The organism is Marinilabilia sp. (assembly GCF_016278715.1).
In the GTDB taxonomy this organism is placed as follows: domain Bacteria; phylum Bacteroidota; class Bacteroidia; order Bacteroidales; family Marinilabiliaceae; genus Marinilabilia.
This window is the reverse complement of the sequence record NZ_JADQBH010000016.1, coordinates 1-17508: the sequence shown is the minus strand read 5'-3', so window position 1 is coordinate 17508 and position 17508 is coordinate 1. Positions and strand designations below refer to the sequence as shown.

General features: G+C 40.9%; 17 protein-coding genes and 1 pseudogene. 10 read left to right on the top strand and 8 right to left on the bottom strand.

Going from position 1 to position 17508, the window contains the following annotated elements; all coding sequences use genetic code 11:
• The 3 genes and pseudogenes from QZZ43_RS01165 to nrfA all read left to right on the top strand — a co-directional run.
• Positions 1-406 (top strand): annotated as a pseudogene (locus QZZ43_RS01165) (hydroxylamine reductase); the annotation flags it as partial.
• Positions 407-868: 462 nt separating this feature from the next.
• Positions 869-1459: a cytochrome c nitrite reductase small subunit gene (gene nrfH, locus QZZ43_RS01160; protein WP_291855255.1), complete on the top strand. Its 591-nt coding sequence runs from the start codon at positions 869-871 to the stop codon at positions 1457-1459.
• Positions 1460-1562: 103 nt separating this feature from the next.
• The gene (nrfA, locus tag QZZ43_RS01155) at positions 1563-3077 is read left to right on the top strand and encodes an ammonia-forming cytochrome c nitrite reductase (protein WP_291855252.1); all 1515 of its coding nucleotides are present in this window, start codon (positions 1563-1565) and stop codon (positions 3075-3077) included.
• Between the two features lie 472 nt (positions 3078-3549).
• Here the strand turns inward: nrfA and rplI are convergent, their stop codons facing one another.
• The 6 genes from rplI to QZZ43_RS01125 form a co-directional block, all read right to left on the bottom strand.
• The gene (gene rplI / locus QZZ43_RS01150; protein WP_291855250.1) at positions 3550-3999 is read right to left on the bottom strand and encodes a 50S ribosomal protein L9; all 450 of its coding nucleotides are present in this window, start codon (positions 3997-3999) and stop codon (positions 3550-3552) included.
• A 17-nt stretch (positions 4000-4016) separates the two neighbouring features.
• Complete coding sequence (gene rpsR, locus QZZ43_RS01145) at positions 4017-4286, bottom strand: 30S ribosomal protein S18 (RefSeq protein ID WP_291855247.1); 270 nt, start codon at positions 4284-4286, stop codon at positions 4017-4019.
• 3 nt (positions 4287-4289) lie between these two features.
• The gene (rpsF, locus tag QZZ43_RS01140; RefSeq protein WP_291855244.1) at positions 4290-4640 is read right to left on the bottom strand and encodes a 30S ribosomal protein S6; all 351 of its coding nucleotides are present in this window, start codon (positions 4638-4640) and stop codon (positions 4290-4292) included.
• Positions 4641-4806: 166 nt separating this feature from the next.
• The gene (locus QZZ43_RS01135) at positions 4807-5802 is read right to left on the bottom strand and encodes a dihydroorotate dehydrogenase-like protein (protein WP_291855241.1); all 996 of its coding nucleotides are present in this window, start codon (positions 5800-5802) and stop codon (positions 4807-4809) included.
• A gap of 60 nt (positions 5803-5862) precedes the next feature.
• Positions 5863-7338, bottom strand: coding sequence for an NADPH-dependent glutamate synthase (gene gltA, locus QZZ43_RS01130; RefSeq protein WP_291855238.1), 1476 nt, complete (start codon positions 7336-7338; stop codon positions 5863-5865).
• 11 nt (positions 7339-7349) lie between these two features.
• Positions 7350-8177: a sulfide/dihydroorotate dehydrogenase-like FAD/NAD-binding protein gene (locus QZZ43_RS01125; protein WP_291855235.1), complete on the bottom strand. Its 828-nt coding sequence runs from the start codon at positions 8175-8177 to the stop codon at positions 7350-7352.
• 249 nt (positions 8178-8426) lie between these two features.
• Between QZZ43_RS01125 and QZZ43_RS01120 the strand changes: the two genes are divergently transcribed.
• The 3 genes from QZZ43_RS01120 (at position 8427) to QZZ43_RS01110 (ending at position 11933) form a co-directional block, all read left to right on the top strand.
• Positions 8427-8783 carry a translation initiation factor gene (locus QZZ43_RS01120; protein WP_291855231.1) on the top strand — a complete coding sequence of 119 codons (357 nt, stop codon included), beginning with the start codon at positions 8427-8429 and terminating at the stop codon, positions 8781-8783.
• Positions 8784-8894: 111 nt separating this feature from the next.
• Entirely contained in the window at positions 8895-9251 is a 357-nt protein-coding gene (locus tag QZZ43_RS01115) for a hypothetical protein (RefSeq protein WP_291855228.1), read from the top strand.
• Positions 9252-9548: 297 nt separating this feature from the next.
• A complete protein-coding gene (locus QZZ43_RS01110) occupies positions 9549-11933 on the top strand; it encodes a TonB-dependent receptor (protein WP_291855225.1) in 2385 nt (794 codons plus the stop codon).
• A gap of 276 nt (positions 11934-12209) precedes the next feature.
• Here the strand turns inward: QZZ43_RS01110 and QZZ43_RS01105 are convergent, their stop codons facing one another.
• Both QZZ43_RS01105 and QZZ43_RS01100 read right to left on the bottom strand, forming a co-directional pair.
• Entirely contained in the window at positions 12210-12626 is a 417-nt protein-coding gene (locus tag QZZ43_RS01105; RefSeq protein WP_291855222.1) for a hypothetical protein, read from the bottom strand.
• A 308-nt stretch (positions 12627-12934) separates the two neighbouring features.
• The gene (locus QZZ43_RS01100) at positions 12935-13441 is read right to left on the bottom strand and encodes a ferritin (protein WP_291855219.1); all 507 of its coding nucleotides are present in this window, start codon (positions 13439-13441) and stop codon (positions 12935-12937) included.
• Between the two features lie 365 nt (positions 13442-13806).
• Here QZZ43_RS01100 and accC point away from each other — a divergent pair, with 365 nt between their 5' ends.
• The 4 genes from accC (at position 13807) to QZZ43_RS01080 (ending at position 17448) form a co-directional block, all read left to right on the top strand.
• A complete protein-coding gene (accC, locus tag QZZ43_RS01095; RefSeq protein WP_291855216.1) occupies positions 13807-15315 on the top strand; it encodes an acetyl-CoA carboxylase biotin carboxylase subunit in 1509 nt (502 codons plus the stop codon).
• 58 nt (positions 15316-15373) lie between these two features.
• Positions 15374-15883, top strand: coding sequence for a biotin/lipoyl-containing protein (locus tag QZZ43_RS01090; RefSeq protein ID WP_291855214.1), 510 nt, complete (start codon positions 15374-15376; stop codon positions 15881-15883).
• Positions 15884-16202: 319 nt separating this feature from the next.
• The gene (locus QZZ43_RS01085; protein WP_291855212.1) at positions 16203-17006 is read left to right on the top strand and encodes a class I SAM-dependent methyltransferase; all 804 of its coding nucleotides are present in this window, start codon (positions 16203-16205) and stop codon (positions 17004-17006) included.
• A 214-nt stretch (positions 17007-17220) separates the two neighbouring features.
• Positions 17221-17448 (top strand): hypothetical protein, encoded by a 228-nt coding sequence (locus QZZ43_RS01080; protein WP_291855209.1) that lies wholly within the window; start codon positions 17221-17223, stop codon positions 17446-17448.
• Positions 17449-17508: the final 60 nt, after the last annotated feature.

Genomic DNA, 17508 nt, shown 5'->3' with positions numbered 1-17508 from the left:
CGATTTCGCACGGGAATTGCCTCAGGATTCAGTAATCCTCACCGCCGGTTGTGCCAAATACCGTTACAACAAACTCCAGATGGGAGACATCGGAGGCATTCCAAGGATACTGGATGCAGGACAATGCAACGACTCCTACTCTCTCGCAGTTATTGCGTTGAAACTGAAAGAGGTCTTCGGCCTGGACGATATCAATGAGCTACCTATTGTTTACAACATCGCATGGTACGAGCAGAAGGCTGTCATTGTATTGCTGGCCCTCCTGTCACTTGGGGTGAAAAACATACACCTCGGGCCAACATTGCCGGCATTTCTTTCCGCCAATGTGGCAAAAGTCCTGGTGGAACAGTTTGGAATTGCATCTATCTCAACCGTGGAGGAAGATATGGCAGAATTGATTGGATAAAATATCAGGGACATTTTTAGTGTCAAGTCAAAAGGAACCAAACGGGCCAAGACGCGTTCTTTTGTGTTTTTGCTTCATAAAAAAACTCACTTAGCTATGGCTATGCTTACATTCTTTTATTTAACAAAAACTTGAAAATAACTTCGCCTTTCCCGACATCCTACAATTGACTTGAAATTAGTTTCTGACACAGGACGGGCGGTTTTGTTATCGCCCGTCTTTTTTTATAAGAACACACGAATATCAGAAGTAAGGTACTAACAACTCCTTATGCGATAGTTAAACGGAAATTTCGGTAAAGGGTACAACTCACCATAAGCATCAAACAATTAAGACTAATTACAAATTATGTAAAAAACGTAAAATATACATAAATCCAACATGTGTTTTTGTATTTTTATTACAGAAAAAAAGAGGTAATCCACTGCCTGAATCCTTAAAACAAACCACAATAGCCTGACTATGAAACAATTTAAATTCATTCGATGGTTTATTCCTCCTGACCGATGGAAATTCGCGGTCATCATTTTGCTGGGAATATTCGCCGGCCTGGGTTTCTTTGTAATCCATATATCCAAGGCTGCTTCCTATCTGTCTGATGAGCCACAAACCTGTGTCAACTGCCATATTATGGCACCTCAATATGCCACATGGAGTCACAGTTCGCATAGGGAATGGACCAATTGCAATGATTGCCATGTTCCGCACAATAATATTGCAAACCACTATTTCTTTAAAGCCAAAGACGGGTTGCGCCATTCTTTCATGTTTACTTTCCGGCTGGAACCCCAGGTAATCTTTATCCAGCAAGCAGGCAAAGACGTTGTAGATCAAAACTGCAGACGCTGTCACGAAGAGTTAATATCAGACACAAAATTAACCACCATGCGTCCGGACATCCACCGCAATATCGAAGACCGCTACTGCACCGATTGTCACCGGGAAACGCCGCATGGACGTGTCAACAGTCTTTCAAGCGTTCCAGATGCAAGAGGTATTCCGCTGCCCGAAAGCCCGGTTCCGGAATGGCTCAGGCCCAAAGAAGAGAAATAAAAAAGAAAAATAACCCTCTAAGCTTTGATTTAATGAAACGAGTATATCACAAAAAAAACATACAAAATTCATTAAAACAATGACTTAGATAAACACTAAACTTATGAAACCAATCAGTGAAAAAATAAAAGAAAAACCATGGATCGGGTGGCTGATATTTTTTACCACTATAATTGTAGTTTTCGTTCTTGGTTTATTTGCTTCCTCCATTATTGAACGCCGTACCGAAGCTCAGTTTACCTACACCCCACAGGTAGAGCACGGCCAATATGAACCCAGAAATGAAGTTTGGGGAGAAAACTTCCCCCGTCAATATCAAACCTATATGCAGACCAGTGACACTTCCTTCCAAAGCAAGTACAATGGTGCTAAAAAAACAGATATGCTTGCCAAGTATCCTGAATTGGTGATTCTTTGGGCCGATTACGGATTTTCGAAGGAATACAACCAGGCCCGGGGCCATTATCATGCCATCAACGACATCCGGGAAATCCTGCGTACAGGGGCTCCAATCAATGGAAAAGAAAGTCCTATGCCGAATACCTGCTGGACCTGCAAAAGTCCTGATGTACCTCGTCTGATGAGCGAAATGGGGCCTGCAGAATTCTATAAAGGCACCTGGGAAGAAAAAGGTCCCGAAATTATTAATCCCATCGGTTGTGCCGATTGCCACGATGCAGAAACCATGAACCTGCGGATTTCGCGTCCGGCATTAATTGAAGCTTTCGAGCGGCAGGGAAAAGACATTGCCATGGCCTCACACCAGGAGATGCGTTCACTGGTTTGCGCTCAGTGCCACGTGGAGTACTATTTCAACAAAGAAAAAGTGGAAGGCGTTAATTATCTTACTTTTCCATGGGATAATGGGTTTGCCATTGAGGATATGGAAAAATATTATGACGACATGAATTTTTCGGACTGGACCCATGGGTTAAGTCGTGCTCCCATGCTCAAGGCTCAACATCCCGACTACGAGGTATATTCCACAGGAATACATGCTTCCAGAGGAGTTTCATGCGCTGATTGCCACATGCCATACATGAACGAAGGAGGCCAGAAATTCACTGACCACCACATCCAGAGTCCATTGAATAATGTGGCCAATTCCTGTCAGGTATGTCACCGCAACGAAACAAAAGAACTGGTAGCTACTGTTTACAAACGTCAGGATCAAATTGCGCATAACCGTGAAAACCTGGAAGAATTATTAGTTCGTGCGCATGTAGAAGCCAAACATGCATGGGATTATGGTGCCACTGAGGAACAAATGGAAGAAATCCTGATGGACATCCGTCATGCCCAATGGCGTTGGGATTTCTCGGCAGCTGGACATGGAAACTCTTTCCACAACCCTGTTGAGTTGGGGCGAATCATTGGTGATGGCATCAGCATTGCTCAGGAGGCTCGCATCAAACTGGCACGTGTTCTTGCCACTCTCGGCCACAACGAAGCCATTGAATATCCCGACATCAGTACTAAAGCCAAGGCACAGGCATATCTTGGTATGGACATGGCAACAATGAATGAAGAGAAAGAAATATTCCTGAATACTGTTATTCCCCAATGGCTTGAAACAGCCAAGGAACGGGAAGCCAAATATCCTGTACAAATCAATTAAGAGCTTTACATAGCTTTAAAAGCCAAAACACAGAGTTCCATTTGCCAAACTCCAAAAACCGGAGACGTAATTGGAACTTTGTGAATTTGCACCATTGAGTGAGGAAACTTAATTTCCTGGATTCATTATTGTCCGAAGAACCCTTTTTCTAAAAAAAGGAATTGCTTTGCCTAGTGTGGGAATTACTAAATCCCTTTGCTAACTTCAAGCACTTTTTTCTTTCTGCTTCGTCGGGCTTTTAAACTGTAGCTATGGAATCCCGTCTGGCATAAAGAAAAAAATCACCTGGAATTTAAGTAATCCAATTTAATAACTGACACACTTGCTTGCAATGTCACTGTTCTACAGATTTTAGACTGACACTAATGATTCTAATTATAACACAAAAAAGTCTGATCCCGGTTAAAGATCAGACTTTTTATGCTGTTTGTTTGAAAACGTATCGTAAATTAATACTAAATAAGTGGCGAAATTATTCTGAAACTACTTCAAAATCAATTTCCACTTTTACATCTCTGTGGAGTTTTACAACAGCTTTGTAGCTGCCAACTTCTTTTACTGCATCTTCTTCGGCAATTGAGATGTTCTTGCGTTCGATGTTGAAACCATCTTTTTCCAGGGCTTCGGCAATCTGTATATTATTCACAGAACCGAAAATTTTACCCGTGGTACTGGTTTTTGCACCGATGGTAACTTTCTTACCTTCGAGTTGTTTCGCCAGTTCCAAAGCTTCGTTGCGGATTTTCTCCTCCTTGTGCGCCTGTTGCCTTTTGTTTTCAGCAAAAACCTTCTTGGCCGATTCGGTGGCAAGGATAGCGATTCCGCGTGGAATAAGATAGTTGCGCCCATAACCCGGACGCACATTTACTATATCATTTTTGAGACCAAGGTTGGTCACATCTTCTTTCAAAATTACTTCCATCTTGTTTTCCTCCTTGTTTATTTCATCAAATCGGTTACATAAGGCAACAAGGCCAAGTGACGGGCTCTTTTAATTGCCTGAGATACTTTTCTCTGAAATTTCAATGAAGTACCAGTCAAACGACGGGGCAGAATTTTACCCTGTTCGTTGAGAAACTTCTTCAGAAACTCAGGATCTTTGTAATCCACATACTTAATACCGTTCTTTTTGAACCGGCAGTACTTTTTCTTTTTGATTTCAACCGACGGAGGTGTCAGATATCTGATTTCGCTTTGATTTTGTGCCATGGTTTAGTTCTCCTTTCCTTCTTTTTTGGTTGCACTTCTTCTCTTCTCGCTGTACTGAATAGCATACTTGTCCAGTTTAAAGGTCAGGAACCGGATGATGCGCTCATCGCGTCGGTACTGCACTTCCAGCTTGTCAATAAAAGTTGGATCGGCTTTGAACTCAAACAACTGGTAAAAACCTGTTGATTTCTTCTGGATGGGGTAAGCCAGTTTTCGTAATCCCCAGTTTTCCTGGTGTACGATTTCTCCCCCATGCTCAAGAATCATATCCTTGAACTTTTCCACCGTCTCCTTCATCTGACCATCAGACAAAACGGGAGTTAAAATGAAAACGGTTTCATAATGGTTTTGCATAAACTCTTTAAATTAAATTAAACATTATTATTCGCTAATGCGGCGCAAAAGTAGTAATTTTTTTTCAAATAATCACAATTAACCAATAAGCAGTTAGCAATTACCAATAAGCAGTTAGCAATTATCAGTTATTCATGATAATTGGTAATTGTTCATTGCTCATTGCTTATTGTTCTCCATGTTGTCCAAAATACTTCATAAATTGAGCCCTTTCGAACACTTCACCGTGATTGGGCATGAGTTCCCGGCCAAATTTATGAACCGCCTCAATATCGGCCAACTGTTTTTTCACCATCCATTTCTCAACACCAGAAAGCAGGTCACGAATATATCCGTGTCCATTTTTATAGATAGCCGACACCACCTGAACCGAACTTGCACCTGCCAGCAACATTTTAAACATGGAGTCGGGCGTATGGACACCACCTGAGGCACTCAGATCGCATGTCACCTGTTCCTTTAGCATCGCAATCCAGCGTAAAGAATCGGTATAGTCATTAGTATTTGAATAAACCGGTCCTGAGGAAATGCGGTTATTCTCCAAATCAATATCCGGGCTGTAAAAACGGTTAAACATAACTATTCCGTTTACACCCAACATATCAAATTGGGAAACAACATTACCCAAATCGGTAAAATAAGGACTTAACTTTACAGAGACCGGAATCTGAACATGCTCTTTGACACGCTTCACTATTTCGTAATACCCTTTGAGGATTTCTTCCGCAGAAACATTAATTTTAGAAGGAATGCGATAAAGGTTCAATTCCAGCGCATCGGCCCCGGCATCTTCCAGTAATTTGGCATACGAAAACCACTCCCCTACCGAATAGCAATTGATACTGGCAATAACCGGCACATCTGCTTTCGATTTAATCTCATCAATCAGGTTTCGCTGCTTTTTAAAAGTATTTTCTTTCAGTTGGTAATCAAAATAATCCAGAAACTCAAGATTGCTCTCCTGACTGCCGAGTTTTTCCTTCATATTCTTCTCATGTTCAAGAATAATCTCCTCTTCAAACAATGATTTGAGAACTACACCTCCGGCACCAAAATCAACCATTTTTAAGATGGAATCTATGGAGCCGGTCAGGCCACAACTTCCGATAAGCAATGGATTTTTAAGTTCTAATCCGAGATATTTCGTTTTTAAATCAGCCATTTTTTGATTTTTTGGTAAGAGTTTTTTGAAAAATAATTTGCTCCGGGATGCAGTTTCAGACTACAAAGCGCCCGAAAGTTCAGCATCCATTGCTTTAGCAGCCTTTCGTCCGTCACCCATAGCAAGAATAACGGTAGCTCCCCCTCTTACAATATCTCCTCCGGCAAACATTAAAGGCACTGATGTCTGCAGTGATTCATCATCCACCACCAGGGTACTCCAGTCGGTGGTTTTTAAATCGGGTAATGACTGAGGAATCAGGGGATTTGGAGAAACCCCGACACTTACCACCACAGTATCCACATCCAGAAGATATTCAGACCCTACAACAGGCACAGGACGTCGGCGCCCACTGGAATCCGGTTCGCCCAACTCCATACGCTGAACCCGGGCCTGACGAACATACCCTTTAGAATCGCCAATGTATTCGATTGGATTCTGCAGATTTAAAAATTCAACACCCTCTTCTTTAGCATGTTTAATTTCCTCAACCCTTGCTGGCATTTCCTCTTCAGAACGCCGATAAATAATCATCGCTTTTTCAGCACCAAGGCGGAGCGCAGTACGAACAGAATCCATAGCTGTATTTCCTCCACCAATTACAGCAACACGCTTCCCTTTAAGAATGGGCGTGTCGGTTTCGGTTTTGTTAGCCTCCATTAAATTGACCCGCGTAAGATACTCGTTGGAGCTAAGAATCCCCACCAGATTTTCACCGGGGATTCCCATAAAACGAGGCAACCCGGCACCACTTCCCACAAAAAAAGCTTCAAAACCTTCCTCTTTGAGGTCCTCCACGGTAGCAGTTTTTCCGACTATAAAGTTGGTTTCAAACTTCACGCCCATCTTTTTGAGGTTCTCAATTTCCACATCAACCACCTCGTTGGGTAAACGAAATTCTGGAATTCCGTATTTCAGTACACCCCCGATTTGATGTAACGCTTCAAATACCGTAACGTCGTATCCAAGTTTGGCCATATCGCCCGAAAAAGAAAGTCCGGCAGGCCCTGAACCGATGCAGGCAATTTTGATATTTTTAGATTCGGCAACTTCTGGAACAGAAATATTACCTGATTCACGTTCATAATCGGCTGCAAAACGCTCCAAATAACCAATCGCCACGGCAGGTTTTTTTAATTTCTGAGTATAAAAACAAGTGGCTTCACACTGTTTCTCCTGCGGGCAAACGCGTCCACATACAGCCGGAAGAGCACTTGTTTCCTTCAGTACCTTTGCTGACTCAAGAAACTCTCCCCGTTCAATATTTTTAATAAACTTGGGAATATTAATCTCCACGGGGCATCCCTGAATACAGGTAGGATTGGCACAATCCAGGCAACGTTTTGCCTCAAGCACGGCTTCTTCGGCCGACAATCCACTGTTTACTTCAACATAACTGTGGCTCCGCTCAATGGGATCGGCTTCGGGCATCTTTACCCTTTCGAATCCTGTACGCTCCTTATTTTTAATTTCTCCACGAAGTTCTTTTCTCCAGGCAGCATCCCGCTCCTGTTTCAACATATCTTGTTTATCCATGATTTTCCTGTTTACTTTTGCTGGTTGAGATAACGCTCATTGGCATCTTTTTCAAAATCTTTATACCCGCTAAGACGCATCAACATTTCATCAAAATCCACTTTATGGGCATCAAATTCGGGACCATCCACGCAGACAAACTTTGTTTTTCCATCAACCGTAACCCTGCATGCACCGCACATTCCGGTTCCATCTACCATTATTGTATTCAGACTGGCGATAGAAGGTATTTCATGTTTTCGTGTTACTTCCGCAGCAAACTTCATCATAATAGCGGGACCAATAATAACAGCCTCATCGACTTTCTCACGCTTAATGACTCTTTCCATCCCTTCGGTAATGAGACCTTTTTCTCCATAAGAACCGTCATCTGTCATCACAATCACTTCATCCGAAAACTCACGAATCTGATCTTCTAATATAATCAGGTCTTTACTCCTTGCAGCAATAATTGAAACCACTCTGTTTCCGGCTTTCTTGCTGGCTTCGACAATAGGTAACAAAGGAGCAACCCCTACTCCACCCCCGCAAGCAAGAATGGTTCCTACTTTTTTAACATCAGTTGCCTGCCCCAACGGCCCCACAAGATCGGTAATCATATCACCAGGCTCCAGCTCTGCCAGTTTCCTGGAAGTAACTCCTACACGCTGAATAACAAGTGTAATTGTGCCTCTTGCAACATCCGAACCGGAAATAGTGAGCGGAATTCGTTCACCTTTCTCATCAACACGTAAAATCACAAAATGTCCGGCTCGTCGTGCTTTCGCAATACGAGGTGCCTCAATTTCCAAACGAACAACATTCTCCGAAAAAAATTCTTTACTTACAACTTTATTCATTTTTCAACTGGTAAGTTATAAATTAGGTTTTGACTCTGTTTTTTGCATTACAATCATGCAAAAAATTGAGTTCAAAAGTAATAATATCCTTTTTCAGGGCAAAGAATGTACTCTGCCAGCGCTCTAATTTACAATGGATAAAAATAACCATCATGCTTTTTCCAAATTTTCACCTCAAAAAAATGACTTCTCCAAACCACCTTCCACAAATTATCCCCTATTTTTGTCATTTAAATAAACAAAAACACTATGTGCGCAAAAAAGAAAAAGAACAATTTGGGAGGAATGGTTTTTAGCACAAATCCTGATTTCGACCCCACTAATTTTATTGAAGAGGAAGAAGTTGAATCAATGGAGCCTGAAAAACAAAATCTCCGTGTTATGCTCGACCGGAAACAGCGCAAAGGAAAAGTAGTGACCCTGGTCACCGGGTTTATAGGTCCGGAAGAGGATTTACAGGCGCTGGGGAAAAAACTTAAAAGTGCATGTGGAACAGGTGGTTCAGTTAAAAATGGAGAAATTATCATTCAGGGTGATTTTTGCAACAGAATCATCGAACATCTACAAAACAATGGATTTTCAAAGACAAAAAGATCCGGAGGATAAAAAATGCCAACATTTGGGGATAGGACAATTTAATTACGGGTGCTATTTTTGCACCCGATGAAGAAAAGTTTTACATACTGGAGAACACCCATCAGTAAGAAACCAATAAGTGTGTCGTTAATTCTGGCGCAATTATTTATTGTTGTTTCTTACGCATTCTTCATTCACACACACATTTTAGCGGATGGCACCCGAATTGTTCATGCTCATTTCTTCACCGTAGGGTTAGCGGATAATAATGGAGCAGACTCAAACTCCGCCTCAAACGAAAAGTCCAAACAGCACGAACACACTTCATATAGCTATTCGTTTTTTTCCGATTTCAATCACTTTTTTAAAAACGGGTTATCCGAATTTAATTTTAATCAGCCTTTTCAAATTTTCACCTGGTTAACTCAAAAACCGGGAATACCATTTACTTCAGAAACTTTCAGCTTATTAAGAGCTCCTCCAGTCCATCCGGTATAACATCTCAAACTGGCAGCAAAAAAAAGTCTGGAAAATCTTAATGATTTTACCAGTCTTCAAAACCATTAACAAAAAACATAGCGTTGGGTGATTTACCTGGCTCATCCTGTCTGAAACAAATTCTGTTTCAAAGATAGAGAAATTGTGGGCCAACGAGATTGAATATCGGTTTTCACAAACAAAAAATCAACTCTCAAAAGAAATGTCTCATCCCGTTAATGGGCCAACACGTAAATGAAATCCTCAGACCTGCATTTATTCAGGTCGTTTCTGAAAAAAACAATAAACCACAAATAAATGAAATTTAGCAACTTCACTCACTTCATTTTTCTTATTATTTGGTTCACCATTTCATTTCAGGTTTCAGCAACCGGAACCCGTGAAGGAAAAAATCCTCCAACTGCCATAGTGGAAGGACGCATCACAACAAATGGAGAACCATTGCCTTATGCAACGGTACAGATAAAATCGACCATGATTGGTGCAGCGACAACCGAAAATGGTTATTTTGAAATTTCTGCACCCGAAGGAAAACAAACAATTGTGGTAAGAGCATTGGGTTACAAACCTACAGAAAAAGAAATTATCATAACCGCAGGGGAAGCCCACCATTTAAAACTGGAAGTTGAAGAGGATATTCTGGGACTTGAACAAGTTGTTGTCACTGCTGACAGAAACAGTGAAAAAAGAAAAGAATCTTCTATCATTGTCAATACTCTCGATAATGCGATGCTTCAGGCAGTACAGACAGCCAACCTAAGCGAGGGACTGGCATACAGCCCGGGCCTCCGTATTGAAAACAATTGTGGAAACTGTGGCGCAAACTCACTTCGCATGAATGGACTAGACGGGCCTTACTCACAAATCCTGATTAACGGAAGACCTATCTTCAGCGGTTTGGCAGCGGTTTACGGACTGGAACTGATGCCATCCAACATGATTGAGCGAATTGAAGTAGTTCGCGGGGGTGGTTCGGCATTATACGGAAGTAACGCCATTGCCGGAACAGTAAATGTCATTACCCGGGAACCTGTTAATAATCAATATTCCATTAGTGCTCAGACTTCACAAATTGGTAGTTTTCTAGATGAAGCAGACCCCGGAAATGAACACCAGGTTAATTTCAACGCGACGCTCACCAGTGAAGAGAATAAAAACGGACTGGCCCTTTACGGCTCACTAAGAAAAAGAACTCCGTTTGATGCCAATGATGATGGATTCTCCGAACTTTCCGAGATTAACAACAACACGCTGGGCGCACAGTGGTCGTTGCGAACCGGATACAAAAGCAAACTGGTGACCGACTTCTTTCATATTAACGAACACCGAAGAGGGGGAGACAGTTTTGACCTTCCTTACCATGAAGCATGGGTAACAGAAGCCACCGAACACAACATCAATACCGGCAGCATCTCCTGGCATTTGTTTACAGGAGCAAATCAGGAACTTAATACCTATATGGCAGCCCAGGACATCAAAAGAGATTCTTACTATGGGGCCGGAAAGGCTTTGGATGCGTATGGCAATACACATGATTTGACTTACACAGGAGGTGTTCAGTACAAAATCCTTACTCCGGGCATTAATATCATTTCAGGAGCCGAAATTAATGGTGGCAACCTACTGGATAAAAAACTGGGATACCGGGAGTTTCAGGTAAATGAGAATACCATGGAAGTTTCGGAAATAGAAATTCCTTCGCGTACCATTGCCGATCAGGAAACAATGGTTGGAGGAGTCTTTGCTCAACTGGAAAAGAAATTTCATGACTTTTCAATTTCCGGCGGGGTGCGTCTGGATCATTACAGTATTTCTGATAACATCAGCGGTAGTACCATATCGAACAATGTGTTAAGTCCCCGATTCACTTTATTGTATGGATTGACAAACCCATTTCAGGTGAGAGCCAGTTATGCCAAAGGTTACAGAGCACCACAGGTTTTCGATGAAGACCTGCATATAGAAACTTCTGACAGCCGGCAGGTGATCCACCAAAATGAACCCGATCTAAAACAGGAAACAAGTCAAAGTTTTACCGGGTCATTGAGCTACACCATTGAAAGGGATAATTCAAACCTGGAATTGCTTGCCGAATTTTTTCACACCAAATTACAGAACCCGTTTTCAAATGTAATAGGAACACCCGATGCCAGCGGAAAAGTGATTTACACCAGAGTAAATGAAAAGGAAGGTGCCACAGTGCAGGGAGTAAATATTGAGGCAAAATGGGCTCCTTCGACCATCTTTGATATAAATACAGGGTTTACATTTCAAACAAGTGAGTATGGTGCCCCCCAGGATTTTAATGAGACCAGATTTCTAAGAACACCGGATAATTACGGATTTTTCACCCTCAACTGGAAACCCAAAGGACATTGGGAATTTACCACCAACGGAATCTATACCGGAAAAATGCTCGTTCCTTATTTTGGACCTAAAGCAGCTGACCCGGAAACCGGATATATTAATGAATCGGAGGTCTTTTTCGACTGGGCTGTCAAAGTAACCTATTGCCTGGAAACCAGCGTGGGTGATTTTGATTTCTTTACCGGAGCAAAAAATATCCTGAACAGTTATCAAAATGATTTTGACACCGGCAAAGACCGGGATCCCGGATATATCTATGGTCCTGTGAACCCAAGAACTGTTTATGCAGGATTGAAAATCTCAAATATTTTTTAACATCACCAATAATGAATGAAAGTGTTCAAACTACATAAGAACCATAAGGGAAAAAGATTAGTGGTTAGCATACAGCCTCCCACAAATGCACATAAAACAATATTTTTTCAATCAATTTTAATTATTACCAAATGAAACGAGCATGGCAACGATTGCCACAAGAGAACATGTATAAGTTCTTACATGCGAGTTCCATCAGACCAATAACTTAGTTTAATTATATACTGATGAAATAAACGGGGGCTGAAAAGTCCTCGTTTTTCATAGAAGAAAGTTTCAAACATTAATTCCCATCAATGCCAGCTTTTCTTTAAGGTTGTTCATTTCCACCATCCGGTTGAAACGATACGAATCAGATTCTTGTTCGGCTTTAGAATAAGCATTCCATGCCAATAGATACAAGGTTTCGGTAATATCACGTCTTCCTGCTTCACTGGCCGATTCTCCCCCATTCAGAAGTAATTGTCCCAGTTCATCAGGATAATCATTTAATGCAGATTTGAGTTTTGCCTCCAGTGATTCAATATTTTCGAGGGACAATTCCTCTGACTCAATTTTAAAATGAAGTGCAATAAACTCCAGGAAATCTTCAAAGGCTTTTTTATAATTCTTTTTCGATTTCAATCCGGACAAGGCAGCCAAAAAGCGGCCTATTTCTTCAATCATTCTGAGGATATAATCTTTCTGATACATAGAATTTAGGTTGTTCCAAACTTCCAAATGGCATGCAGACAATTAGAAGGTTAGAGGTTAGAATCTGGTTATTGGAGGTTAGAAGCCAGAGGAAGAGAATCATTCAACAAAATTTTTCTGTCTCAATAAAAAATCTGTCATCTATTCGGAATCAACTGACTTTTAACCGCTGAAAAAATACAATACGAGATTATAGATATTCAATAAAAAAAAGAGCATCCGAATATTTTTTAACAGATGCTCTTCTTAGGGATTGTGCCGAAATAACTTGCCGTTTTTGACTTGTTATTTTGCCCTCTAATCTCCTGCTATTCAAGGCTTGCCGGTTGCTGTCCACGCATTCCCATAATGTCTCTGTCGAACATATACATATTTTGATCTCCCAGAAGTTTCAGTTTATCCAAAATAGCGGACACTGAAGCTTCTTCTTCAATCTGCTCATTTACGAACCACTGCAACCAATTGTGCGTAGTAAAATCCTTTTCATTCAAACAGACTTCCACAATATCATTGATAGAAGCAGTAACTTTTTGCTCATGGGCAAATACCTGCTCAAACAAAGTCTTTACATTTTTGAAATCTGCCGGAGGCTTATCAAAACCGCTTATGACAGCCTGCCCTCCACGTTCATTTACATACTTAACAATTTTCAGCATGTGCATACGCTCCTCATCCGACTGAGCATACATCCAGCCTGCAACACCTTCCAGTCCGTTACATTCGGCCCAGGTGGCCATGGCAAGGTAAAGACTGGATGAATAACCTTCTTTTTCGATTTGCTCTACAAGCTTTTTTTCAACTTTCTTATTCAACATAGCGATTCAATTTTTGATATTTGTTTTGCCAATATAAGTCAAAGAACGCTTATTTGGTTTAATGAAAATACTTATACCGGTTTATTTAAAAGAGGTCTTAATAAAAATAATTCCTTCCGACCATTTCTAAAACTTCCCTGAATTGTCTTTTTAGACCGGAAAACGAAAGATTACTTTTATAACCAAAGATATAAATTCTTCAACAAATGACCGACAAAATGGAGAAACAAAACCGCCGAACGTAGCGTCTATCCGACAACTATTTACAATTTTGGATTCAAACAATCAGACCCGACAAGTGAACCGAATCGCATACTGTTTGTTAAGAAAAACTAAAAACAGTTCAATCATTATAGAAATCTCTCATGATTCGAAAAATTCTTGTAGCCAACCGCGGCGAAATAGCAGTTCGTATTATTCGTTCATGCCGCGAGTCAGGCATTAAAAGTGTTGCTATTTATTCTCAACCCGACCGTACTTCAATGCACGTTCGGTATGCCGACGAAGCATGGCCGGTGGGCCCCGGACCTTCGGGCCAGAGCTATCTGAACATTCCAAAAATATTGGAAACTGCAAAACAAAGTGGTGCCGATGCCATACATCCGGGCTATGGATTTCTTTCCGAAAATTCGGATTTTGCTCATCAGGTGCGTGAAGCAGGACTCATTTTTATTGGCCCTGAAGCGGAAGCCATTAATGCAATGGGTGATAAAATGAGAGCCAGAGCACTAATGATTAAAGCAGGTGTCCCAGTGGTTCCCGGATCCGGAAAACTCACCAACGATGATTCTAAAAATCTGAAAATTGCAACTGATATAGGATTTCCTGTTATGATTAAAGCTTCGGCCGGTGGCGGTGGAAAAGGAATGCGACTCGTCGAAAAACCTGAGGAGTTGAATTCGTCCATCAGAAGAGCCAAATCGGAAGCATTAAATGCCTTTGGAGACGACTCTGTGTATATGGAAAAATACCTCAAGTCGCCGCATCATATTGAGGTTCAAATTCTGGGCGATACCCACGGGAATATCGTTCATCTTTTTGAACGGGAATGCTCAGTACAACGACGTCATCAAAAAATCGTGGAAGAAACTCCCTCCCCTTTTATCCCTGAAAAAATACGAAAGAAAATGACCGACAGGGCGATTGCTGCAGCTGCTTCTGTCAATTACACAGGAGCCGGAACTGTGGAATTTCTGGTGGATGCAGACATGAATTTTTATTTTCTGGAAATGAATACCCGTCTCCAGGTAGAACATCCCATCACCGAACGTACAACAGGAATAGACCTGGTAAAAGCCCAAATAAAGATAGCCAACGGAGAACCTTTGCCATGGAAGCAAAAAGATATTGGCAAATCAGGTCATGCTATTGAATGCAGAATTTATGCAGAGGATCCCGAACGAAACTTCATGCCGGGGGCAGGTACCGTTCTTCACATCACCGAGCCACTGGGACTGGGGGTTCGAACAGACGGGTACATTTATGAAGGTTACGAAATAACGGTTTATTACGACCCGCTGATATCCAAACTAATTGTATGGGCCCAAAACCGGGAAGAAGCCGTTCAACGCATGAAAAGGGCGCTTTACGAATACAAAATCACCGGAGTAAAAACCAACATTCAGTTTCTTGAAAGAATTATGAACACTCCTGATTTTGTGCAAGGAAAATACGATACCCACTTCATTGCCAACAATGAAGAATTCCTCATGAAAGGTGAAGATTGCAAATACACCTGTGAAGACCTTGCTATGATTATGGCTTATGTGGAGCATCAGTCGCATGTTGATAAACGCCTCCGGTTCAACAACGTTCAATCCAGTAAATCGAACTGGAAAGAGTACGGACGTCTTCATCACTTCAATCCATTTTAGGCAATACTACCCTATATCTCTCATAGCCATTTAACAAGAAAATCGAAAAAAACGGACCATGAAAATATTAGCAAAAAACGGAAAACATCAGGAAGAAATCAGGATAATAAAGCGTGAAGGCCCTTTACTGCAGGTGGCAATTGGCGACAGGGAGTATTCTCTTGATGTGGAAAAAGTGGAGGACGGTGTTTACTCGGTACTTCACAATGGCACCAGCCACAACATGGAAATAATAAAAAGCGAAAAGAAACATTTCTACGCCGTCAATACCCAATATCAATCATTCAATATTGAAATTGCACCGGCAGGTTCGTTAAAAGGAGATAAAAAAAGAACGGGAGATAAGAATGAGCAAATACTGGCCCCCATTCCGGGCAAGGTAATTTCCATTAAGGCAACTCCCGGCGATGCTGTGAAAGAAGGACAAACCATTGTAGTGCTTTCGGCTATGAAAATGGAAAATGAACTCAAGTCCCCCATCGACGGTTTAGTCTCCAAAGTCCATATAAAACAAGATGCATTAGTCAAAGAAAACGCTGTCTTAGTGGACATTAAAGCAGTGGATTAGTCCTGTTGCCCAATACAGGAACTAAGAAAACAAACAATAGACCATTTTGCTGAACATTTTTTCATTACAATAGTCTGTTAAAAAAAGCTTAACCGCAGAGGCGCAATAACGTAAAGTTTTTATGATGGGTGAGTTGTGGCCAATTTGTCTGGTTTTGAAATGGATTAATTATCAACTATTTGTAAAAGCTTAACGGTATATTGACATGAAAAGAATCAAATAGTTTTTGTTTTTCTTATACCGGGTAAAATGCCCCGTCTGTCAGTTTTTACATAAATAAATAATACATTTGCTATTGTAAAAACTATTTTTTTGAAATATGAATGAGTTCCTTTCCGGAGAAAAATTATATGGCAATGATTTTAGCCCTGAACAGATAGAAAAATGGTTTGAAGAAGAATCAGAGGCTTATGCAAACATTGACCAAAAAGGCACTATACCAACTGATTACACTTACAATAATCTCAATGTCGTTCATGGTTATAGCAAACTACCAGGTAAGATTTTTGAAAACGCATTGGGTTTTGGAGCCGCCTGGGGAAATGAAATTGAGCCCCTGATAGACCATATAAAAAATCTGACCATTGTAGAGCCGTCAGAACAACTTGTCAGTAAATCCATTGGACCGATTACCCCCAACTATGTCAAACCCAATTCAGACGGAAAATTGGATTTTGAAGCAGGCACATTCGACTTAATTACCTGCTTCGGTACGTTGCACCACATTCCCAATGTGGGCTTTGTTTTGGGTGAGATGATACGGGTGTTAAAACCTGAGGGTTTTCTTTTACTTCGGGAACCCGTTCAATCGATGGGTGACTGGAGATCTCCAAGACCCGGGTTAACCAAAAACGAAAGAGGCATACCGTTAAAATTCTTTGAAAAGACTTTTTCTACCCAACCGGTTGAGGTTATCTCCCGCAGTTTTTGTTTCACCCTTACAACTCACATCAAAAAGATTTTTGGCCGTTTCTTCAAAAAACCTCTTCAATACTATAAATTTTATATCCTGTTTGATAAGTTCATCTCCGGAATCCTAAAATTCAATCTCAAATACCATCCGACAAAACCCGTTGAAAGAATTGCCCCAAATTCGGTGTTTTATGTTTTAAAGAAGAAATGAATTTTCCTTGATAATAGTTCGTTAAAAAAAACATAAACGTAAAGACGCAATGACGCAAAGTTTTTATTATGAGAGGGTTATGCATTATGTTGCAAATTGCGTAAACCATTAATTATCAGACACTTCTAATCCCGAAGATTCGAGATAACGGAGTGTTGCCTTGAAAAATCCCCCAAAAAAGTCACAAGATATTTGATTCTTAAAATGTAAAATTATGGAAGCCGCAAATTTAAACATAAACTTACCGCTTAATTTCAACCAGGTTGTTGACCTTGTAAGACAATTGCCTTACAACGAAAAACTTAAATTAAGGGAAGTATTGAAAAAAGAGACAATGCAAAAAACGGAGAACAATAACATATTGACCCATTTTGCAAGCGAAAGCGTATTGGCAAAAGAATGGCTGTTACCTGAAGAAGATGAAGCATGGAAAGATTTGTAAAAGGTGATATCGTTGTAATACCGTTCCCTTATTCTGATTTATCAAGTTCAAAGAAAAGAC